This is a genomic window from Bacillus sp. AFS059628, assembly GCF_002571225.1.
Classification (GTDB): domain Bacteria; phylum Bacillota; class Bacilli; order Bacillales; family Bacillaceae_G; genus Bacillus_A.
On the sequence record NZ_NVEC01000085.1, the window covers coordinates 24162 to 45150 of the forward strand.

The 20989-nt window shown below is 33.6% G+C and carries 21 protein-coding genes and 2 pseudogenes; 19 read left to right on the forward strand and 4 right to left on the reverse strand.

What is annotated here, in order from left to right:
• Positions 1 to 50 precede the first annotated feature (50 nt).
• The 4 genes from COL05_RS25485 to COL05_RS25505 all read left to right on the forward strand — a co-directional run bounded on the left by COL05_RS25485 (position 51) and on the right by COL05_RS25505 (position 2637).
• Positions 51 to 551, forward strand: coding sequence for a sigma-70 family RNA polymerase sigma factor (locus COL05_RS25485; RefSeq protein WP_048563097.1), 501 nt, complete (start codon positions 51 to 53; stop codon positions 549 to 551).
• Positions 541 to 1563, forward strand: coding sequence for an anti-sigma factor (locus COL05_RS25490; RefSeq protein ID WP_098670607.1), 1023 nt, complete (start codon positions 541 to 543; stop codon positions 1561 to 1563). Before COL05_RS25485 ends, COL05_RS25490 begins: the two co-directional genes overlap by 11 nt.
• Entirely contained in the window at positions 1545 to 1856 is a 312-nt protein-coding gene (locus tag COL05_RS25495; protein WP_098670608.1) for a hypothetical protein, read from the forward strand. Before COL05_RS25490 ends, COL05_RS25495 begins: the two co-directional genes overlap by 19 nt.
• Before the next feature lie 244 nt (positions 1857 to 2100).
• Positions 2101 to 2637 carry a C1q-like domain-containing protein gene (locus tag COL05_RS25505; RefSeq protein ID WP_098670610.1) on the forward strand — a complete coding sequence of 179 codons (537 nt, stop codon included), beginning with the start codon at positions 2101 to 2103 and terminating at the stop codon, positions 2635 to 2637.
• Positions 2638 to 3560: 923 nt separating this feature from the next.
• Here the strand turns inward: COL05_RS25505 and COL05_RS25510 are convergent.
• The gene (locus tag COL05_RS25510; RefSeq protein WP_098670611.1) at positions 3561 to 3755 is read right to left on the reverse strand and encodes a hypothetical protein; all 195 of its coding nucleotides are present in this window, start codon (positions 3753 to 3755) and stop codon (positions 3561 to 3563) included.
• A 282-nt stretch (positions 3756 to 4037) separates the two neighbouring features.
• On the opposite strand from COL05_RS25510, the pseudogene COL05_RS25515 reads away from it, so the two are divergent.
• The 4 genes and pseudogenes from COL05_RS25515 to COL05_RS25530 all read left to right on the forward strand — a co-directional run.
• Positions 4038 to 4183: pseudogene (locus tag COL05_RS25515) on the forward strand (N-acetylmuramoyl-L-alanine amidase); the annotation flags it as partial.
• A gap of 82 nt (positions 4184 to 4265) precedes the next feature.
• Complete coding sequence (locus tag COL05_RS25520) at positions 4266 to 5117, forward strand: peptidylprolyl isomerase PrsA (protein ID WP_098670612.1); 852 nt, start codon at positions 4266 to 4268, stop codon at positions 5115 to 5117.
• A gap of 494 nt (positions 5118 to 5611) precedes the next feature.
• Positions 5612 to 5833: a hypothetical protein gene (locus tag COL05_RS25525; protein ID WP_098670613.1), complete on the forward strand. Its 222-nt coding sequence runs from the start codon at positions 5612 to 5614 to the stop codon at positions 5831 to 5833.
• Between the two features lie 516 nt (positions 5834 to 6349).
• Positions 6350 to 6685 carry a YolD-like family protein gene (locus COL05_RS25530; RefSeq protein WP_098670614.1) on the forward strand — a complete coding sequence of 112 codons (336 nt, stop codon included), beginning with the start codon at positions 6350 to 6352 and terminating at the stop codon, positions 6683 to 6685.
• A 214-nt stretch (positions 6686 to 6899) separates the two neighbouring features.
• Here the strand turns inward: COL05_RS25530 and gerPF are convergent, their stop codons facing one another.
• Complete coding sequence (gerPF, locus tag COL05_RS25535; RefSeq protein ID WP_001141565.1) at positions 6900 to 7115, reverse strand: spore germination protein GerPF; 216 nt, start codon at positions 7113 to 7115, stop codon at positions 6900 to 6902.
• 209 nt (positions 7116 to 7324) lie between these two features.
• Between gerPF and COL05_RS25540 the strand changes: the two genes are divergently transcribed.
• The 3 genes from COL05_RS25540 (at position 7325) to COL05_RS25550 (ending at position 8411) form a co-directional block, all read left to right on the forward strand.
• Positions 7325 to 7660 (forward strand): hypothetical protein, encoded by a 336-nt coding sequence (locus tag COL05_RS25540; RefSeq protein WP_098670615.1) that lies wholly within the window; start codon positions 7325 to 7327, stop codon positions 7658 to 7660.
• Positions 7661 to 7701: 41 nt separating this feature from the next.
• Positions 7702 to 7902 (forward strand): hypothetical protein, encoded by a 201-nt coding sequence (locus tag COL05_RS25545; RefSeq protein ID WP_046955721.1) that lies wholly within the window; start codon positions 7702 to 7704, stop codon positions 7900 to 7902.
• A gap of 296 nt (positions 7903 to 8198) precedes the next feature.
• Positions 8199 to 8411, forward strand: coding sequence for a YqaE/Pmp3 family membrane protein (locus COL05_RS25550; protein ID WP_078418528.1), 213 nt, complete (start codon positions 8199 to 8201; stop codon positions 8409 to 8411).
• Positions 8412 to 8480: 69 nt separating this feature from the next.
• Here the strand turns inward: COL05_RS25550 and COL05_RS25555 are convergent, their stop codons facing one another.
• Entirely contained in the window at positions 8481 to 8687 is a 207-nt protein-coding gene (locus COL05_RS25555) for a KTSC domain-containing protein (RefSeq protein ID WP_098670616.1), read from the reverse strand.
• A 470-nt stretch (positions 8688 to 9157) separates the two neighbouring features.
• Here COL05_RS25555 and COL05_RS25560 point away from each other — a divergent pair, with 470 nt between their 5' ends.
• Positions 9158 to 11668: a PBP1A family penicillin-binding protein gene (locus tag COL05_RS25560; RefSeq protein WP_098670617.1), complete on the forward strand. Its 2511-nt coding sequence runs from the start codon at positions 9158 to 9160 to the stop codon at positions 11666 to 11668.
• Between the two features lie 71 nt (positions 11669 to 11739).
• Here COL05_RS25560 and COL05_RS25565 read toward each other — a convergent pair whose 3' ends face one another.
• Complete coding sequence (locus COL05_RS25565) at positions 11740 to 12021, reverse strand: hypothetical protein (protein ID WP_098670618.1); 282 nt, start codon at positions 12019 to 12021, stop codon at positions 11740 to 11742.
• Positions 12022 to 12224: 203 nt separating this feature from the next.
• Here COL05_RS25565 and COL05_RS25570 point away from each other — a divergent pair.
• From COL05_RS25570 to COL05_RS25600, 7 genes and pseudogenes are all read left to right on the forward strand, one after another.
• Positions 12225 to 12458 (forward strand): annotated as a pseudogene (locus COL05_RS25570) (MFS transporter); the annotation flags it as partial.
• A gap of 651 nt (positions 12459 to 13109) precedes the next feature.
• A complete protein-coding gene (gene mmgD, locus COL05_RS25575) occupies positions 13110 to 14231 on the forward strand; it encodes a citrate synthase (RefSeq protein WP_142337664.1) in 1122 nt (373 codons plus the stop codon).
• Between the two features lie 98 nt (positions 14232 to 14329).
• The gene (prpD, locus tag COL05_RS25580) at positions 14330 to 15766 is read left to right on the forward strand and encodes a 2-methylcitrate dehydratase (RefSeq protein WP_098670620.1); all 1437 of its coding nucleotides are present in this window, start codon (positions 14330 to 14332) and stop codon (positions 15764 to 15766) included.
• A gap of 18 nt (positions 15767 to 15784) precedes the next feature.
• Positions 15785 to 16693, forward strand: coding sequence for a methylisocitrate lyase (gene prpB / locus COL05_RS25585; protein ID WP_098670621.1), 909 nt, complete (start codon positions 15785 to 15787; stop codon positions 16691 to 16693).
• 154 nt (positions 16694 to 16847) lie between these two features.
• Entirely contained in the window at positions 16848 to 18557 is a 1710-nt protein-coding gene (locus COL05_RS25590; protein ID WP_098670622.1) for an acyl-CoA dehydrogenase family protein, read from the forward strand.
• Positions 18558 to 18573: 16 nt separating this feature from the next.
• The gene (locus COL05_RS25595; RefSeq protein ID WP_098670623.1) at positions 18574 to 19464 is read left to right on the forward strand and encodes an NAD(P)-dependent oxidoreductase; all 891 of its coding nucleotides are present in this window, start codon (positions 18574 to 18576) and stop codon (positions 19462 to 19464) included.
• Between the two features lie 36 nt (positions 19465 to 19500).
• Entirely contained in the window at positions 19501 to 20961 is a 1461-nt protein-coding gene (locus COL05_RS25600; RefSeq protein WP_000633353.1) for a CoA-acylating methylmalonate-semialdehyde dehydrogenase, read from the forward strand.
• Positions 20962 to 20989: the final 28 nt, after the last annotated feature.

A 20989-nucleotide genomic window follows, 5' to 3' on the forward strand; every position in this document is an offset into this window, starting at 1 on the left:
GCAACTTTTTATTTTGCTTATTCGTGATATATATGAAAGGAGGAGGGGGGATGGAGATTGAAGAAATATATAAGGTTTATATAAACGATGTGTATCGGTATTTGTTTTCCCTTTCTCGCAGCCATCATGTAGCGGAGGACTTGATGCAAGAGACTTTTTATCGAGCGTATCTGTATTTAGAAGACTATGAAAATCAAAAGGTGAAATCATGGCTTTTTAAAGTGGCATATCATACATTTATTGATTTTGTTAGGAAAGAGAAAAAAGTAACTTTTGTAGGAACAGAGGAATTAGAGACAATACAAGCGGGGGAATCTACAGAAGAGTACGTAGTCGCCAAAAATAGTTACGAAAAATTAATTCAGATTATTCATACTTTACCAGTGGTAGAGGCGCAAGCTATTTTATTATGTGACGTACATCAATTAACGTACGAAGAGGGTGCTTCTGTATTAGATTTAAAGTTAAACACGTATAAAAGTCACATATTTCGCGGGAGAAAGAGATTAAAAGAATTGTTAAAGGAGGAAAAGAGTCAAAATGACAAATGATAAACCTCATTCTGAACAAGATGATTATAAAGAATTGTTACAAGAAGCTCTTCATCAAAGGCCGGATTCACTTTCTAATGGAAAACAGGAGCAAGTGTTGAAAATAGGTAAAAAAAGAGCGCGTATTACGAATGTTTTAATTGTATTTACTTTTTTATTACTTATTCAACCTATTATATATATATCTACACTCTTATATTATACATTGGCACCTACAAACGCAATGGAGATACGGAATGTAGTAAATCAAACGTTAAGTGTAACAGAACCAAATGTATTTTTGAAAGATAGGGGCATGGAGCAAACGTTGTTACCGCTTAGTTTGCAATTGCATTTTGATTTGTATAAAAGGGTAGGAAAGAAAGATATTCGAATAGGAGAAGAGAAAACAGATTATGTATTTAGTAGAGCGACGAAAGTAACTCGTAAATATACAACAGATGAAAAAATTCCAGAAGTCCCATATATAGATAATGAGGTGTTGTCTCATCCTAATAACTATAATACGTCGTACAATAGTAGCGAAGAAGCGCAGGTATTAAAAGGACTTCCACAAGAATCTGTTGTAGAAGCATTTGTATCTTTTAGGGAATTATTAAGTGTACAAGAGGTAACCGATACGTTTCCTGCTATTGATATTGTGTGGTATGCCGTTCATACAGGATTAGAGGAGAAGCAAATGAATGATGAGGGGATGTATGTAGCCCCGATTGGTTTTCCAGCAGATATAATGTCCATGCCAAGTGGTGTTTTTGTAAATGATTCACCTCACGAGGAACAATTCATTGATGTTTTAAAGTCATTACAGAAGCATGAAAGTTTAGCGGTGAAGTTATCTAGAGCGAAAGTATTAGAGTTGTCAAAGCGTATTTCTTTTCTTGAAAAAAATGGGATAAAAACATATGGGGCAGTTGTAACAGGACCTAAAGTAGAAATTGAAAAATTGATGATCAACGAAAAAGTTAGAAACTTGAAAGTAGGTGAAGTGAGGTTATGGAATTGGCATTCTTAAAAAAAAGAAAGAATCATATTTATAAACAGGAAACGTGGATGGGGACTATTTCATTAATTATTGCCTTTCTAGCGTTATTGTATTTGAACATTATTTTGCTTATACAAGAAACATTTATAGGTAAAGGTTTTCTGCAAATAGTTGGTATTGGATTGGTATGCTCAGTCATAGGAATGATCACAAAAAGAAAAAGTCGGAAATATGCATTGTGGGCATGTAGATTATATCTTTTTATGCTGCTGTTTGCTATATTTGGATATATGTTAGGTTGGATGATAAGTTTTGGGCCATAAATATGTGAGAAAGAGCGAATGTAGATTCGCTCTTTTTTATGTATTTAAAGTAAAATAGATAAAAGAAGCATCCATTAAATTTGAATGGAGTGCACTATACATCTAGGTTGTATTATTATAAATATCTTTTCCGCTCACGTACATATAAATAAGCGGCAAGTATAGTGCTAAAACAATAGCTCGTCCAAACATTGCGAATCCCTCTTACATAATATGTAGTAATAAGCATGAAAGGGGAACTAGTATGTCTTGCTATAACTACTGTAAGTATTGTAAAGAGTATAAAAAGAAACAGCATGATTGTTGTAAGAACACGAGTAAGTATAATGACAACAAGGATAAGCTTGTTAGGGCATCAGCATTTAGAGCTAGAAATACGGTGGATCAAACGGTTCCTGCCAATACTTTTGTAAAGGTATTGTTCCAAAATGAACAATTTGATTTAGCAAATGAGTATAATCCAGCAACGTCTATTTTTATTCCGAAGACGCAAGGAGTTTACTCTATTATTGGAACAATTGGTTTCTTTCCAAACGATCCGAGCTTAAATTATAGAGCTCGTGTAGAAATTCGTGTAAATGGAAACGCAGCAATAGCTATAGATAATGACTTTTTCGGTCCAATTAATTTTGGGAATGTAGTAAGTGTTTCAACGATTATACAATTGAATGAAGGAGATCAAGTTGAGGTTTATGCACAAAGTAGTATAGACGGCGTTTTAAGTTCATCGGAAGACGGCTCACATTTCGAAGCGGCAAGATTTCCTTCTCCAATTAAATAAGAATAAAATACTTTTCAGTAGATTTACTTAATCCCCTTTACCAAATGGTGGGGGATTATTATTGTTTTTCTGAAATATATAAGTAAATAGGTTAAGTATAGTTTGATTCATGAAAATTTCACATACTAGGAAATAAAGTTGAAAGTGCTAGCTTATTATGACTATTAGATATTCTGCGGGTAATAAACAGCGTATAAAGAAATGAGTAACATAGTTGTAAAAGTTCTTTGGCATTACATGTGCTAGCTGTCTAACTGAATAGAAAAGATATCTTGATTTATGTCTGTATAATTACATTTTTTCTTTACCATATGGAAATTACATATTTATCAAAGGTTTATGAAGGTATTGCTATTGAATAGAAAGGAATAACATTAAGGCGACTACACTATATAAAAATAAAATAAATCCTAAGATGAGTAGTATTGGATGCAACTTGAACATGTTTGACCTCCTTGAGTATATAAAGATTTTAATATAACTATGGTCAATTTAGAAGGGAAATATATTAGATGAATATAAAGTTTGATTGGATACACTAATGTAACAGAGGAGTAAAAGTATAATAAATAATGGAGTAATATTGAATTCACATTGATTAAATTGTTTATAAGTAAGCAGGAGGAGATGGCCTATGAAATATAAAAATAAACAGGTTTATCCCGTAAATGCCCGATTGGTGAGAGCGGATTAAAGTTTCACTTCATATGCATAGGATGAGGGATAAATAAAAAAGAGCATACATAAACAGTACGCTCTAAAGAAAGATAGGTTTTATGAGTGGATAATCTCCATACGATAATATATGTTCTGTTAATAAAAACGTGTGAAAAATCAATAGAATATCAATGGAATATCATGAAATGAGTAATTTTAGTCTTTTACCAAAGTTGTTTAGCTAATCAAATTGTGGAGAGAATGGATTAACAATTGGATAATGATTGCACTTCAGTTTCGTATTTCTTATAGTCTGGATATTGGGTAATAGTTTGACACCTAGGTGTGGAAAGTTGATTAATTATAGAAACATTTGTAATGACCTCGTTACAAGGACCGAAAAATGTAATTTTTAGTTTTGAGTTTGGTGGAACTTTGAAAACGATAGGTTTTTTTTCCATGAAATCAGCTCCTAAGACGCAGTATGGTATACTGCGTTTTTTGTTTGGTTTGTAATAGCGTATTAATATATAATATGAAATTTTTAGTTGAGTTGATAATGATATGGAGTTTTATGGTGTAATCAGATTATGAAAGATTAGTAGAAACTTAATTAAAAGGTTGTATGTTTTGAAAAACAATATAGATTCCCTTTATTTATATTATAGATAGCTAGTATTAAGTATAGGTGGCTTTCAATAAAACAAGCTTTGAATATGATAATAAAAAGGGGAGGAATTGTATTGGGTTATATTATCGATATTTCAAAATGGAATGGAACTATAGATTGGGGGATATTGCAGCATCTCAGCTAGATTTAGTTATTGCTAGCGTTCAAGATGGCTCGAATACGATAGATTTTATGTATCAAAATTATGTGAATGAAATGAATTACATGTAGAAAACACATTGTTTACACATCAACATTGTATAGTTGTTTTTGTATCATAATAAAAGTGAGGTATTTTGAATTGAAAAAGAACAAGCTATTTTTAGGAACAATTATTTCATGCGTAGTACTGGCATTATCTGCATGTGGTTCCTCAGAAAACGTAGTAACATCAAAAGTAGGAAATGTTACAGAGAAAGAATTAAGTAAAGAATTAAGACAAAAATATGGAGAAAGTACTTTATACCAAATGGTGTTAAGTAAGGCATTACTAGATAAATATAAAGTTTCAGATGAGGAAGCGAAAAAACAAGTTGAAGAAGCAAAAGATAAAATGGGTGACAACTTCAAATCGACTTTAGAACAAGTTGGATTGAAAAATGAAGATGAATTAAAAGAAAAAATGAAGCCAGAAATCGCATTTGAGAAAGCGATTAAAGCGACTGTTACAGAAAAAGATGTAAAAAATAACTATAAACCAGAGATAAAGGTAAGTCACATTTTAGTGAAAGATGAAAAGACCGCTAAAGAAGTGAAAGAGAAAGTAAATAATGGTGAAGATTTTGTGGCTTTAGCGAAGCAATACTCAGAGGATACTGGTTCAAAAGAACAAGGCGGAGAAATAACTGGTTTCGCTCCAGGGCAAACAGTGAAAGAATTTGAGGAAGCAGCATATAAATTAGATGCAGGACAAGTAAGTGATCCGGTAAAAACAACTTACGGTTACCATATTATTAAAGTGACAGATAAAAAAGAATTGAAGCCATTTGATGAAGTGAAAGATAGCATTCGTAAAGACCTAGAACAGCAAAGACTACAAGATACGACAGGGAAATGGAAACAACAAGTAGTCAATGACTTATTGAAAGATGCTGATATTAAGGTGAACGGCAAAGAATTTAAAAATACATTTGAATTTCTAGAAAAAAAATAATGACTGTAATTAGAAAAGGGAACCTATACAGGTTCCCTTTTCTAGTTAGTGTGTGAGTTATAAATAGATAGTAAGACAATACAATATTACATATAAATATTAAGAATTACAATAGGAATTTATGTAATTATTTTAAAGTAGAATAATTATTACTTCCAAAAATGTTGATATTATAATGTTTTATTTATTTAATTTCATTAAATATAAAGTGAATTTCTTATTTTTTACTCACTATTTGTAGGTAGTACGATTGGTGTAGGCCAATTATTAGTCGGGAATGAACAAAACTTGAGTTGATTTAAGTTTTACTTTTTTGAAGTGGATAAACATAGTTTGCAGAATGAAACATACATTAATATTGATGCTAAATGAAGTAAAAAGTAAAGCATTCCATTAAAATGGATATTCTTCTTAGTATGGAATTTTCAGAGGAAGAATGAACATTTTTAAATGGATTATTGAATAGATAAATATATTACGTAGGAGGAGAACATGTGAAAGTAATTTTTCAAAGAGAAGATGCAGGGAAAGTTTTTGAATCGAACGATGAAGATATAAGTAACTTATTAGCTATTTTAAAAGAAACGAAAGGGATTAAGATCGGGATGATTGAGTATGAAGTATTAAAATACGAATTAGAGTATTTTCGTAACCCCAAAAAAGCAGTAACAGAGAGGGAGTTACATATAATAGTACAACCAAGATATATGAAATAATTAGGAGGAATTATTTATAGATAGTCTTATACCGTATGTAAGAAAAGAGAGTGTTTAAATTGCTCTCTTTTCATAGAAACTTTGTGAGTTCGTTCTTTATAATATATGCTGTCATTTATAGATGGTTAATAAACTTGAAAATTAAAACTTTTTTTGTTGATTTGTGAACGTCCTATTAAATAAGAAGTGAAAAGCTCATTTGAAGAAGAAAAAATAAGTAATTTAAATTATATTTTATTAAAAATATAATTATATCTCTTCTCAAAAGAACGTAGGTTCGTGTATAATTAGAACGAATGTTCTTGTGGTGTAAATAGTATACGATTTAGAAATAAAGTGAAACTTTATTTACGGGCAGTTGATTTTCAACTTACTTTCCTCGCCTGTAGCGAATATTGAGGTAGGAACTTACCTGTCTATTAATACGGGGTAAATATGGGCCAAGCAATTATGAAAGAATAATCGAAGAGCAATATGTATGAAATAAAATGGATAAATGATCAAGGAGATAAAGAAATGAATGATGCAAAGGTGCAGAAAGTAGAAAGAGAATGGGTTCCGTTTACAGTAATGTCTGAACAGTTGTTAAGTATGCGAGAGGTTGTTGGAGAAAAATTTAAAGTACAAAAACCGCTCGTAACAAACGAAGCTAAAGAAAGAATTTCTGATACATTATTAACATCCTTTTTGTCTGAAAAAGAAATATTGGTGACATATTTTGAAGATGGATATATCCTTACAAGTTATATGACAGTTGTGCATATAAACCCGCTAAAGCGCATAGTAATATGTACTGACGCTTTTTATAGAACTTATGTATTAAATACTTCGGATATTATTGAAATAACGTAAAGAAAGCTGAAATTTAAGTTTTAGCTTTTTTATTTTTGTTAGATGAGAGATAGAAATAATAAAACGAAAAAGCAGCTAGCTTCATACTAGCTGCTAAGCCCCAGGGAAAGGGAGAAAAAGATAGGGTACTCCAAAAATCAACAATAGCTGTGTAACAGCCTGATTATAGTATAGACAAGTTTAAAATTTCTAAACAAAACGATGGAAAATAGGATTAGGCTGTACCCACTTGATTTTGATCTGCAAGGTCAGAATCAAACGTATTAGTCGCGCTCACGCCATTAAAAGTGTTAACAACAAAACCAACGTTTGAAGCACCAGATCCATTATAAGCCTTCGTATTTTCTTTCGGAGAAACGTTGTAGAAATCACCTAAGTTAAATGAACCGTTACTATTTTGTACAACTAAATTCCCTACAACTGAGGGCATGGTTTTCACCCGCTTTACAATCATTTGTTAACACTACTATATGATACTATAGTTCAAATGGTTCATGTAACAAAGATTGTGGAATAGTAAATCATTTGAAGTGTAGCTTAATCCCACAATAAAAGTATGTTAAAATTAATGTAAGGATGAGTAATTAAAAATAGTGATTGTATAATTAATATATACGAAAACAAAGGAGGCAAAATGTAATGAATAATGTTATAAAAAAAGTAGATTTAACAGATGCAAAATCAAGTAATCTTGTTGCACTTATTTATAGCAATGAAGTTATATTGGTCGAAGAAGCATTTTGTCCAAATGAAATAAAATTAAAATTTAATGAAATTGCAATTTTATCGGCTATTAAAACAGCACATATAACGAAAGTATCCATCAGAAAAGAACTGGAAGCAATTTTTCATGACACTGGTGTTTTATTTGTAAAGCATAGTGTTGATTATGGTAACAGTCACTCTATCACTATGCATTTTGAGCAATTTAAAAAGTTGCAACATGAGATTGAGAATTTATGTAAAAGTATGTAATAAGAATAAATGAAGATTTTTTCATAGAGGTGAACAGTTCTATGTTGAAAAAATGGGTTGAAAATTTTTTAGATGAATCTAAATGTAAACATAAGTATAGTGTTATTAAGATACAGGACAATGAAGATTTTAAAAAGGGTAAGCTAGGTGTAGCTTATGTGTATCGGTGTGAGAAATGCGGGAAAGAGAAGCTGAAATTTAAAAGTAATAACGAAATAAATAATGATTTTTTTGATATATAAACAAGGGTAACTGCTAGCGTTACTCTTTTTCTTTATATAAAAACTCCTTCTAAAGTATGAAATGAGTTGATACTTTAGTAAATGGCTGAATGTAAAAGGAGATAATAAAATGTTGTAAAGGAGATATGTAAAATTTCAATTTTACATAAGTAGAAAAGTTGAAGTGGTAGGTTTTTTTGCATTAGAATAGAATATATAGCAGTAGAAGAGATATTAGTAGTAAATTAAAATAATTGGTTTTATTAGCGTACGAAGAGAAGAGAGATAAAAAATACAAAGCAAGGAGTTTTCAAGCGATGATGTATTTGTTGGCAATTCTACTTCCACCTGTAGCCGTATTATTTTGTGGAAAACCATTTCAAGCAATAATTAATTTTATATTAACATTAATATTTTGGGTTCCAGGGGTTATACATGCGATTTTAGTTGTACACGATAAAAAAGCAGATCGGCGATTAAAAAAACAAATTCAAGCATATGATGACATGAATAAGAGAAATAGAAGATAGCTGAGTTGTGAAATGAAAAAAGAAAGGGGGATTACCTCCTTTCTTTTTTCATTTCGTTTAAGTTTAAATTTAAATTTTAGTATAGCGGAAAGAATTTTTAATATAAGTATTGTGATAATTCGTTTTAGAATGTGCATTTAATAAACCGATGTAAATGTTTTCAGGCACGTTAAAGAAATCATACATTCCATTCTTTAATTGAATACGTAAAATCATAGAAAATGGATTATAGCCAACAGCAACTATACTTTTTGAAATCACGGGAGATAATTCCATTATTACGCAACTCCTTGCTTTTCAATTTTTATAATTTCTTGTAGATGTTGGGGTTGGGATGTTGAAATCCTTATAATTAAAGAGGTATGATACTTATATGCAATATATTAAATGTTCGTTATACGTAATTATAAGGAAGTTCACACGAAGTACATATCGTTGTGCTATTTTTATTTCACCTTTGATTTATAAATAAGAAAATATTGACCATTTGAAAAAAAGGTATATTATTTATACGAGGTATTAAAAATTCACTTTTTACATTCTATGCTTAAAGGGGCAGCATTATTAGGAAAAATAGAAGTGAAAATACTTTGTATAAGAAGTATTCTAAAATTTATAATCTGTGAATTAGGAAAATATTGAATGCTCCAGGTCAATATACTTTCTTAATTAAATTCATTTTAGAAAGTGACCTCAATATTTTTTAAGTAAATCAACGGGAGAATTGAAAGGCAGGAGAAAGTAACATGTCAGAAAATTATCGTTCTCGAGAGGAGCGACGACAAGTTAAGAAGAAAAAACAGCCAGCTTCTAAAACACAAAAACCAAAAGGTAAAACATCATTCTTTCGCAAGTTTTTAATTACTTGTTTATTACTTGGTATTGTTGGTTTAGTGGCGGGGGTTGCTACCTTCTTCGTAATGATTAAGGATGCACCAAAACTTGAGAAAGCAAAACTTGTTAATCCGTTATCCTCAAAAATTTATGATAAAAATGGCGATTTGGTATATGAATACGGGAAAGAAAAGCGGACGAATGTTACGTATGATCAAATTCCTAAATTAGTAGAAAATGCATTTTTAGCAACAGAAGATGCACGTTTTTATGAGCATAGCGGAGTAGACTTCAAAGGTACTGCCCGTGCTGTTTTGGTGAGTCTTAAAGGAGATTACGGTTCACAAGGTGGAAGTACAATAACGCAACAGGTTATTAAAAACTACTTCTTATCGATGGAAAAAACATCAAAACGTAAGGTTCAGGAAATATATTTAGCGTATAAACTAGAACAACAATATTCAAAACATGAAATTTTAGAAATGTATTTAAATAAAATTAACTTAGGAAACCGTTCATACGGTATCGCAACAGCAGCACAAAACTACTATGGTAAAGAATTGAAAGAGTTAACATTACCAGAAGTTGCGATGCTTGCAGGTTTACCGAAAGCACCGAATAACTATGATCCATCGAAACCAGAAAATGTTCAAAGGGCAACAGAAAGAAGAAATGTTGTACTAAAATTAATGAATCGACATGGTTATATTACAAAAGCAGAAATGGAAGAAGCATCGAAAGTACCCGTGGATAAAAATATTAAGAGTGCAGCTGAGCTACAAGCGATGCCATATCCTGCATTTATGGATGCAGTAGTGAAAGAAGTAGAAAAGGAAATACCAGATGTAAATATTGGATCTGATGGTTTAGAAATTTATACAACATTGGATCCAAAAGCACAGAAATTAGCTGATAACATTTTGAATACAAATATTATTAATTATCCAAATGATAAATTCCAAGGTGCTTTCACATTTATGGATACGAAAACAGGTGAGGTTCGTGCTATAGGTAGTGGGCGCGGTGAAAATAAAGCAGTATTTAAAGGGCATAATATGGCAATTGAATTAGATCGTGCAGCTGGTTCAACTATGAAGCCAATCTTTGATTACGGTCCTGCAATTGAATACTTAAAATGGGCTACGTATCATCAAATTGATGATTCTCCATTTAAATATTCAACTGGACAAGAACTTCGAAATGCTGACAGAAGTCATTTAGGCCCAATTACTATGCGTGAAGCGTTAAAAATGTCACGTAACGTTCCAGCAGTTAAAACTGCAAAAGAAGTAGGACTTAATAAATCAAAGGAATTCTCTGAGAAATTAGGTATTACATTTAATAAAGCGCCGGCAGAATCTACAGCTATTGGTACAAACGAAGTATCACCAACTGAAATAGCGGGTGCTTATGCGACATTTGGAAATGGTGGAAAGTATGCAAAACCGCATTTTGTTAAGAAAATAGTTTATCCAGACGGAAAATCACAAAGTTTTGAGCAAAAACCAAAACAAGTTATAGCTGACTCTACAGCATATATGATTACTGATATGCTTCGCTCAGTAGTAACATCAGGTACTGGTACAGCGGCAAATATAAGTTCTTTAGATGTAGCTGGAAAAACAGGTACAACAAACTATGATTCAAAACAATTAGCGAAATTTAATATTCCGGAAAGTGCAACTCGTGATAGTTGGTTTGCAGGTTATACGCCGCAATATACGATGGCAGTATGGACTGGATATATGAAAGATGGTAAAGACGAGTATATTAGTAGCAAAAATACGAAAATTGCACAACTGATCTTTAAAGAAATGATGAGTGAAATGGCTACGGATAAATCACGCTTTAAAATGCCTAGTAGTGTAATTCAAGAAGGCAGTGAGTTACGTATAAAAGGTGAAAAACGTGATTCTTCTCCAAATACGAGCGTACCGGATACAACGGAAAAACCAAAACAAGATCAGCAGCAAAAAACTGAAGAAGAGAAAAAGCAAGAAGAATTAAAGAAACAGGAAGAACTGAAAAAACAAGAAGAAGAAAAGAAACAAGAGGAACTTAAGAAGCAAGAAGAACAAAAGAAACAAGAAGAGCAAAAGAAACAAGAAGAAGAAAAGAAACAAAATGAACAAAATAATGGAAATGGTCAAGGGACAACACCTCCAGCAAATAACGGAGGAGGCCAAGGAAATACGACACCTCCAGCAAATAACGGAGGAGGTCAAGGAAATACGACACCTCCAGCAAATAATGGAGGAGGCCAAGGAAATACGACACCTCCAACAAATAACGGAGGAGGCCAAGGAAATACAACACCTCCAGTAAATAACGGAGGAGGCCAAGGAAATACGACACCTCCAGCGACCACACAACCAGAGACTGGCGGTAATGCAGGAGAGGCCCCTGCTAATAATGGGCAATAAGAAAATTTTATAAAAAATATTAAAAAGCACTTAAGATTTGTATACATTACATTCTTAGGTGCTTTTTTCGTTTAAATGTTAAAAGTACCATAGAAATTTTGAAAATAAATAGAAGGGAAATGATAAAAAACTTGAGCCTGAGGTAGTGGAGGATAACTTTGGCTTTGAAACATAGTACTACTTGGATGTGCGCCATGATGCCAAAATGAGGGAGTAACTTGACCTGGAATTTGATATTGTTGCCAAGTTGCAGGAAGTTCAATTCCTACATCGGAACTAGCTGTATGAACAGCTGGAACGTGTATCCCAGGAGTCGAAGGAACAACGGCTGTTACTCTTGAAGAGATCCACATAACATAATCACTCCTAAGTTGTGATAATAAAGTAGTATATTCTATTCACGCGTGTAAAGGTACATATAGATAGGACTTTAGGCTAATGTATACATATAAAGTTGTAAGACCAATTTAAGTTGATGGTGGACCATTTATTATAAAAAGATACGTCTATTTACGGAGGGAAAAGGAACTAAGAAAATGTAAAATGGAGGTGTTAATTACAAGCAGCGATGATTACAATTGTTGATCCGAGTAAAAGAGGAGTCGCTAACGCTTCATTCTTTACCGCATTTGATTTAGGGATTGGACTTGGTGCGATTTTACTTGGAGTTGTTTCGCAAATGTTTGGTTACCGTATTTTATTTGCAGGTAGTGCAATTTCAGGATTAATTGCTTTCATTATTTTTGTCATTTTTGTAAAACAGCGATTAGGTAAAAAAGAATTTGCGTAAACGAGAATAACAAAGAGGGGGATTTTAATTGAACATAACGATTTACAATGGTTTAACATAATAATAGTTCAATTCAGCCTGACTATTCTTGAGGGATAGTTTCTAAGAAATTAGATAGGAAAATCGTGTCAGTTGAGAAAGAAGACATTCTATTTTTGATGGACGTTGATAATGTTTGGTACTTTAAAAACTATCATGTAGTTGAATTTTATCATGAGGAAATGGTAGAAATTTAATTTAATTATGTAAAATAATAACTTTTTTAAAAGTAAATAAGTTTTATATAAGAATTATATTGATGGGATAGTGAAATAAATTTCATGTAGAAACGAGTTGTATATGTATACAACTCGTTTTTTTTTATTTTCTTAAAAAAATTGAGCGAATGATATATTCTACGGGATTTTCTCGTTCATTCTTATATTTTGTTTTAATAAAACACGAAAAGAAGTCTGTCCTTTCTTTATAAAATATGAAAATTATTTTTGAAAAATTGTATTGTTACATCGGTAAAAGTATAGGAAACTTATCATTATAAAATAAATTGAAATCTTCTAAAAACTCTGATACATTGAAATAGAAATGTAGTTTCATAGTATTGTAAAGGCTTACAGTTATGTGCACGAAGATCTATTAGGATTGGAGGAAATAATGATGAAAGCTGAAGAAAAATTTTCCCCGGGATTAGATGGTATAGTGGCAGCAGAGACGAAAATCTCGTTTCTTGACACAGTGAAAGGTGAAATTGTAATTCAAGGGTATGATTTAATCGAACTCTCAAAAACAAAAGAGTATTTAGACATTGTGCACCTTTTATTGGAAGAACATCTACCGAATGAGGATGAAAAAGTAACACTTGAAAAGAAATTAAAAGAAGAATACGCAGTACCAGAAGGTGTATTCAACGTACTGAAGGCATTACCGAAAGAAACGCATCCTATGGATGGATTACGTACAGGTGTGTCCGCATTAGCTGGTTACGATAATGATATTGAAAACCGCTCATTGGAAGTAAATAAAAGCCGCGGGTACAAATTATTGAGTAAAGTACCGAACATTGTAGCGAATAGCTATCACATTTTAAATAATGAAGAGCCAATTCAACCTCTTAAAGAACTATCATATAGCGCAAATTTCTTCTGTATGTTAACAGGTAAAAAGCCAACTGAACTTGAGGAAAAGATCTTTGATCGTTCCCTTGTTTTATATAGTGAACATGAAATGCCAAACTCTACATTTACAGCGCGCGTTATTGCCTCTACGCAATCCGACTTATATGGTGCTTTAACAGGTGCGGTTGCATCTTTAAAAGGTAGCTTACATGGCGGTGCGAACGAAGCAGTTATGTACATGCTTTTGGAAGCTGGTAATGTTGAGAAGTTTGAAGAGTTGTTACAGAAGAAACTATACAACAAAGAAAAGATTATGGGCTTTGGACATCGTGTATATATGAAAAAGATGGATCCAAGAGCACTCATGATGAAGGAAGCTTTAAAGCAGTTATGTGATGTAAAAGGTGATTATACACTATATGAAATGTGTGAAGCTGGGGAAAAAATTATGGAGAAGGAAAAAGGAATTTATCCGAACCTTGATTATTACGCTGCTCCAGTATATTGGATGCTTGGTATCCCAATTCAACTTTATACACCAATTTTCTTTAGCTCTAGAACAGTGGGACTATGCGCGCACGTAATTGAGCAGCATACGAACAATCGATTGTTCCGTCCACGTGTAAATTATATTGGCGAGCGACATGTACTTAGTAAATAAGAACAACTGGGGAGTTGTTAGCGCCGCCCGCCAGATGGGTGTTTGACCGACACCCATCATTAATAATAACGAATTTTCGACAGAAAGGGAAGGATAGCATGATTAAAACAAATGAAATTAAACAAAAAGATGCATTATTAGAAGAGATTACAGATTATGTATTAAATAAAGAGGTAACAAGTCCAGAAGCATTCAGTACTGCTCGTTACGTATTACTTGATACACTTGGATGCGGAATTTTAGCATTGCAATATCCAGAGTGTACGAAATTACTAGGACCAGTTGTACCAGGAACAATCGTGCCAAATGGTACACGTGTACCAGGTACGTCATATGTACTTGATCCAGTGAAAGGTGCATTTAATATCGGCTGTATGATCCGTTGGTTAGACTATAACGATACTTGGCTTGCAGCAGAGTGGGGACATCCATCTGATAACCTAGGCGGAATTTTAGCTGTGGCAGATTATATTAGCCGTGTTCGTATTTCAGAAGGAAAAGAACCGTTAAAAGTACGTGAAGTATTAGAAATGATGATTAAAGCACATGAAATTCAAGGTGTACTTGCTTTAGAAAACAGCTTAAACCGCGTCGGTCTTGACCACGTATTATACGTAAAAGTGGCAACAACTGCTGTAGTTGCTAAAATGCTTGGTGGAACACGTGAAGAAATCTTTAATGCGTTATCACATGCGTGGATTGATAATTCTAGTCTTCGTACATATCGTCATGCTCCAAATACAGGATCACGTAAATCATGGGCAGCAGGTGATGCAACAAGCCGCGGTGTTCATCTTGCGATGACTGCTCTAAAAGGTGAAATGGGTTATCCAACAGCTTTATCTGCACCGGGCTGGGGATTCCAAGATGTATTATTCAATAAACAAGAATTAAAATTAGCTAGACCACTAGAGTCTTATGTAATGGAAAATGTATTATTTAAAGTTTCATATCCAGCAGAATTCCACGCACAAACAGCTGCAGAATGTGCTGTGAAATTGCATCCAGAAATTAAAGAAAGATTAGATGAAATTGACCGTATTACAATTACAACGCATGAATCAGCAATTCGTATTATTGATAAAGAAGGTCCATTAAATAACCCAGCTGATCGTGATCATTGCTTACAATACATTACGGCAATTGGTTTATTAAAAGGAGATATCGTTGCGGACGATTACGAGGATGCAGTAGCAAATGATTCACGTGTAGATGAATTACGTAATAAGATGGTTGTTGTTGAAAACAAACAGTACAGTTTAGATTACCTTGACCCGAACAAGCGCTCAATCGCCAACGCTGTTCAAGTTCATTTTAAAGATGGCACTGTAACAGAAAACGTGGAATGTGAATACCCACTTGGTCACCGTTTCCGTAGAGACGAAGCAATTCCAAAAGTTGTTCAAAAATTCACTGCAAATATGGCAGGTCATTATTCTAGTAAACAACAAGAGCAAATTCATGAAGCTTGTTTAAATGAAGAAAAACTAGAAAATATGAATGTAAATGAATTTGTAGATCTATTCTTAATTTAATAATAGGGGGAATTTAGAATGGCTTGGGTTGTGAATAAACAGTCAACACAAGAGGAGCTTGCGAATCGCTTCCGAGCTTTAGTAGAAGCAAATGAAATTTTACAAATTCCAGGTGCTCATGATGCAATGGTAGCTTTAGTTGCGAGAAATACAGGTTTTTCAGCTCTTTATTTATCAGGAGCTGCTTATACTGCAAGTAAAGGGCTACCTGATTTAGGAATCGTGACTTCTACTGAAGTAGCAGAGAGAGCAAGAGATCTAGTAAGAGCTACAGACTTACCAGTTCTTGTTGATATTGATACAGGATTTGGCGGTGTCCTAAATGTAGCGAGAACAGCGGTAGAAATGCTAGAAGCGAAAGTTGCGGCTGTTCAAATTGAAGATCAACAATTACCAAAGAAATGTGGACATTTAAATGGTAAAAAACTCGTTACGACAGAAGAATTAGTTCAAAAGATTAAAGCGATTAAAGAAGTTGCACCAAGCTTATATATTGTGGCACGCACAGATGCTCGCGGTGTAGAAGGCTTAGATGAAGCAATCGAAAGAGCGAACGCTTATGTAAAAGCAGGTGCAGATGCAATATTCCCCGAAGCGCTTCAATCAGAAGAGGAGTTCCGTCTATTTAATAGTAAAGTAAATGCACCTTTACTTGCGAATATGACTGAGTTCGGGAAAACGCCGTATTATAGTGCAGAGGAATTTGCGAATATGGGCTTCCAAATGGTTATTTATCCTGTAACTTCACTTCGTGTTGCAGCGAAAGCGTATGAGAATGTGTTTACTTTAATTAAAGAAACAGGTTCTCAAAAAGATGCACTTTCAAATATGCAAACGAGAAGTGAGTTATATGAAACAATCTCATACCATGATTTTGAAGAATTAGATACTGGAATTGCAAAAACAGTATTATCAGAAGATCAATAGATAAAACAACTAAGGCGATGAGAGTACATCTTTGGCAAAATAAACTGCTTGATGTGAAAATTCATCGCCTTCTGTTTTCAAAAATAAGATATTCCACTCATCGTAGACGTGCATAAGTAGTAGCAAGTAAGGCCGAAATGATAGGGGGATTCAGATGGAGAAAACGAAGTTACCGTGGGATGAATTTTTTTCACTTAATAAAGATGTGAATCATAGTTTCTTTACGCCAGAAGACTTTTCAGGAGATGAAGATTTAATCGCAAAAACGACAGAACAATTCGTTAAACAAGAAATTGTTCCACAAATGGAGAATATTGAACAACATAACTATAAAGTATCTCGTCAACTATTTGAGAAAGCTGGAGAACTTGGATTATTAAGTATCGAGGTCCCAGAAGAGTATGGAGGATTTGAGTTAGGGAAGGCAGTTTCAGGGCTTGTAGCAGAAAAAATGGGATACGCTGGTGCATTTAGCGTTTCATTTAATATACACGCAGGTGTAGGTACATTGCCTTACATATATTACGGAACGAAAGAACAAAAAGAAAAATATTTGCCAAAAATTGCGTCTGGAGAATGGATTGGGGCTTATGCTTTAACTGAACCAAATGCTGGTTCTGATGCTTTAAGTGCAAAAACGAGTGCAGTATTAAATGAAGATGGTACTGCTTGGAAGCTAAATGGTGAAAAGCAATGGATTACAAATGCTCATATGGCAGATGTATACGTTGTTTTTGCGAAGACAAATAAAGGAATGACAGCGTTTATTGTCGAAAGAACATGTGAAGGTGTATCTATTGGGCTAGAAGAAAAGAAAATGGGGATTAAAGGTTCTTCAACGGCTACCCTTATTTTAGAAGATGTTGTCATACCTGCTGAAAATGTTTTAGGGGAAGTTGGGAAAGGGCATCACGTTGCTTTAAATATTTTAAACTTCGCTAGATTAAAGCTTGCTTTTGGAAATATTGGAACAGCAAAACAAGCAATTGGTTTGTCGGTTCAATACGGAAAAGAGAGAAAACAGTTCCAAACGGAATTAGTAGACTTTACGATGATTCAAGAGAAAATTGCAAATATGATCATTGCTACATATGGAGCAGAAAGTGCAGCTTATCGTACTGCAGGTATAATTGATGAAGCAATTCATGAGAGTGATGAGGATCTTATGAAGAAAATGTCTCAATTTGCAATTGAATGTGCACTTAATAAAGTAAATGCTTCTGAAACACTCGGTCATATCGTAGATGAAGCTGTACAAATTCATGGTGGTTACGGTTATATGCAAGAGTATGAGGTAGAACGATTATATCGTGATGCTAGAATTAGTCGTATTTTTGAAGGAACGAACGAAATTAATAGATTAACAGTTGCTAAAATGTTAATGAAGCAAGTGGAACAAATTGAAGATACTGAAGTAGAGATTGATGTAGAAAATGTCGAACGAAACCATCGTTACATTTTATTAGCGAAAAAATTGTTGAAACAATCTTTGAAAACGCTCTCTAAAACTCCAGGTTTAAAAATTGATCAAGAGCAAGAATATTCACGTGTATTATCAAATATGTTAACGGACGTGTACGTCATGGAATCAGCATTTTTACGTACGAGTAAAGCAATTAGTAAAAATGGTGTAGAAAAAGAGCGTACGAAACAAATGATAACTGACGTTATTTGTGAAGAAGGCTATCGCAAAGTAGAAGAAGCAGCGATTTCTATCCTTTCCGCGACTATTACAGAAGAACAAGATAGACACGTGATTTTAACTGAAATTCGTCAATTATTAGTGCCTTTATACACGAACGTATTTACAAAAAAGAGAGAAATTGCGAAAGCTATTATAAATCGCGGAAAGTATATTGTGTAAATAGGGGGAAAGCGATATGAAAAAGATTGGTTTTATCGGTTTAGGTAACATGGGTCTTCCAATGTCTAAAAATTTAGTTAAATCGAGTTACACAGTATATGGTGTGGATTTAAATAAAAATGCTGAAGCTTCTTTTGAAAAAGAAGGCGGAATTATCGGCTTATCAATTTCAAAACTAGCAGAAACATGTGATGTGATTTTTACAAGTTTACCTTCACCTCGCGCTGTTGAAGCGGTATATTTTGGCGAAGAAGGATTATTTGAAAATAGTCACTCGAATGTAGTTTTAATTGATACAAGTACTGTATCTCCACAATTGAACAAACAGTTAGAGGAAGCTGCAAAGGAAAAGAAAGTAGACTTTTTAGCAGCACCTGTTAGTGGTGGGGTAATTGGAGCTGAAAACCGTACATTAACGTTTATGGTTGGTGGATCAAAAGAGGTATATGAGAAAACGGAATCTATCATGGCTGTACTAGGTGCGAACATTTTCCACGTTAGTGAGCAAATTGATAGTGGTACAACAGTTAAATTAATTAATAACCTATTAATTGGTTTTTATACAGCTGGTGTGAGTGAAGCTTTAACATTAGCGAAAAAGAACAATATGGATTTAGATAAAATGTTTGATATTTTAAATGTAAGCTATGGTCAAAGTAGAATTTATGAGCGCAATTATAAAAGTTTTATTGCATCAGAAAACTATGAGCCAGGCTTTACTGTGAACTTATTAAAGAAAGACTTGGGGTTTGCAGTAGATTTAGCGAAAGAAAGCGAACTTCACTTACCAGTAAGCGAAATGCTATTAAACGTATATGAAGAAGCAAGTGAAGCAGGGTATGGTGAAAACGATATGGCTGCTTTATATAAGAAAGTTAGTGAACAATTAATTTCTAATCAAAAATAATAGACTTATAAACATCATAAAAAAGGAGAGAATATAATGATTACAACTGAAATTAAACGAGTAAAAAATCATATTAATGGTGAGTGGGTAGAATCTACTGGTACAGAAGTAGAAGCAGTTCCCAATCCGGCGACTGGAAAAATTATTGCTTACGTTCCGCTATCTCCGAAAGAAGATGTTGAAAAAGCTGTTGAAGCAGCAAAAGCAGCATACGAAACATGGTCTAAAGTACCAGTTCCGAATCGTTCAAGACAATTGTATAAATATTTACAGCTTTTACAAGAAAACAAAGAAGAGCTTGCAAAAATCATTACGCTTGAAAATGGTAAAACATTAACGGATGCAACTGGAGAAGTACAACGTGGTATTGAGGCAGTAGAACTTGCAACATCAGCACCAAATTTAATGATGGGACAAGCTCTACCGAATATTGCTAGCGGCATTGATGGATCGATTTGGCGTTATCCAATTGGAGTTGTTGCTGGTATTACGCCATTTAACTTTCCAATGATGATTCCATTATGGATGTTCCCACTTGCAATTGCTTGCGGTAATACATTCGTATTAAAAACATCTGAAAGAACGCCACTTTTAGCAGAGCGACTTGTAGAGTTATTCTATGAAGCTGGTTTTCCAAAAGGAGTATTAAATTTAGTACAAGGCGGAAAAGATGTTGTAAATAGCATTTTAGAAAATAAAGATATTCAAGCTGTTTCGTTCGTTGGATCTGAGCCGGTAGCTCGCTACGTTTATGAAACAGGTACGAAACACGGGAAACGTGTACAAGCGTTAGCTGGTGCGAAAAACCATGCGATTGTAATGCCAGATTGTAATCTTGAGAAAACAGTACAAGGTGTAATCGGCTCTGCATTTGCAAGTAGTGGAGAGCGTTGCATGGCTTGTTCAGTAGTAGCAGTAGTAGATGAAATTGCTGATGAATTCATCGACGTATTAGTAGCGGAGACGAAGAAGTTAAAAGTAGGAGACGGTTTCCACGAAGAAAATTATGTTGGACCATTAATTCGTGAATCTCATAAAGAACGCGTATTAGGCTATATTAATAGTGGTGTAGCAGATGGAGCTACTTTATTAGTAGATGGCCGCAAAATTAAGGAAGAAGTTGGAGAAGGGTACTTTGTAGGTGCGACAATCTTTGACGGTGTAAATCAAGAAATGAAAATTTGGCAAGATGAGATTTTTGCTCCAGTATTAAGCATTGTACGAGTTAAAGATTTAGAAGAAGGTATTAAACTAACAAATCAATCTAAATTTGCAAATGGTGCAGTTATTTATACGTCAAACGGTAAACATGCACAAACGTTCCGTGATAATATCGATGCTGGTATGATCGGTGTAAATGTAAATGTTCCAGCACCAATGGCATTCTTCGCATTTGCAGGAAATAAAGCGTCATTCTTTGGTGATTTAGGTACAAATGGTACAGATGGCGTTCAATTCTATACACGTAAAAAAGTTGTAACTGAGCGTTGGTTTTAATATAAAATAAACAGCAAAATGAGTTATT

What these genes read in the sequence shown, in the direction of transcription:
- prpB (WP_098670621.1), top strand. Translation starts at nt 15,785, where the DNA reads ATGGCTTGGGTTGTGAATAAACAGTCAACACAAGAGGAGCTTGCGAAT.
- prpD (WP_098670620.1), top strand. Translation starts at nt 14,330, where the DNA reads ATGATTAAAACAAATGAAATTAAACAAAAAGATGCATTATTAGAAGAG.
- COL05_RS25565 (WP_098670618.1), bottom strand. Translation starts at nt 12,021, where the DNA reads ATGTGGATCTCTTCAAGAGTAACAGCCGTTGTTCCTTCGACTCCTGGG.
- COL05_RS25545 (WP_046955721.1), top strand. Translation starts at nt 7,702, where the DNA reads ATGTTGAAAAAATGGGTTGAAAATTTTTTAGATGAATCTAAATGTAAA.
- COL05_RS25600 (WP_000633353.1), top strand. Translation starts at nt 19,501, where the DNA reads ATGATTACAACTGAAATTAAACGAGTAAAAAATCATATTAATGGTGAG.
- gerPF (WP_001141565.1), bottom strand. Translation starts at nt 7,115, where the DNA reads ATGCCCTCAGTTGTAGGGAATTTAGTTGTACAAAATAGTAACGGTTCA.
- COL05_RS25540 (WP_098670615.1), top strand. Translation starts at nt 7,325, where the DNA reads ATGAATAATGTTATAAAAAAAGTAGATTTAACAGATGCAAAATCAAGT.
- mmgD (WP_142337664.1), top strand. Translation starts at nt 13,110, where the DNA reads ATGATGAAAGCTGAAGAAAAATTTTCCCCGGGATTAGATGGTATAGTG.
- COL05_RS25495 (WP_098670608.1), top strand. Translation starts at nt 1,545, where the DNA reads ATGGAATTGGCATTCTTAAAAAAAAGAAAGAATCATATTTATAAACAG.
- COL05_RS25595 (WP_098670623.1), top strand. Translation starts at nt 18,574, where the DNA reads ATGAAAAAGATTGGTTTTATCGGTTTAGGTAACATGGGTCTTCCAATG.
- COL05_RS25510 (WP_098670611.1), bottom strand. Translation starts at nt 3,755, where the DNA reads ATGGAAAAAAAACCTATCGTTTTCAAAGTTCCACCAAACTCAAAACTA.
- COL05_RS25505 (WP_098670610.1), top strand. Translation starts at nt 2,101, where the DNA reads ATGTCTTGCTATAACTACTGTAAGTATTGTAAAGAGTATAAAAAGAAA.
- COL05_RS25550 (WP_078418528.1), top strand. Translation starts at nt 8,199, where the DNA reads ATGATGTATTTGTTGGCAATTCTACTTCCACCTGTAGCCGTATTATTT.
- COL05_RS25555 (WP_098670616.1), bottom strand. Translation starts at nt 8,687, where the DNA reads ATGGAATTATCTCCCGTGATTTCAAAAAGTATAGTTGCTGTTGGCTAT.
- COL05_RS25485 (WP_048563097.1), top strand. Translation starts at nt 51, where the DNA reads ATGGAGATTGAAGAAATATATAAGGTTTATATAAACGATGTGTATCGG.
- COL05_RS25530 (WP_098670614.1), top strand. Translation starts at nt 6,350, where the DNA reads ATGAATGATGCAAAGGTGCAGAAAGTAGAAAGAGAATGGGTTCCGTTT.
- COL05_RS25490 (WP_098670607.1), top strand. Translation starts at nt 541, where the DNA reads ATGACAAATGATAAACCTCATTCTGAACAAGATGATTATAAAGAATTG.
- COL05_RS25560 (WP_098670617.1), top strand. Translation starts at nt 9,158, where the DNA reads ATGTCAGAAAATTATCGTTCTCGAGAGGAGCGACGACAAGTTAAGAAG.
- COL05_RS25590 (WP_098670622.1), top strand. Translation starts at nt 16,848, where the DNA reads ATGGAGAAAACGAAGTTACCGTGGGATGAATTTTTTTCACTTAATAAA.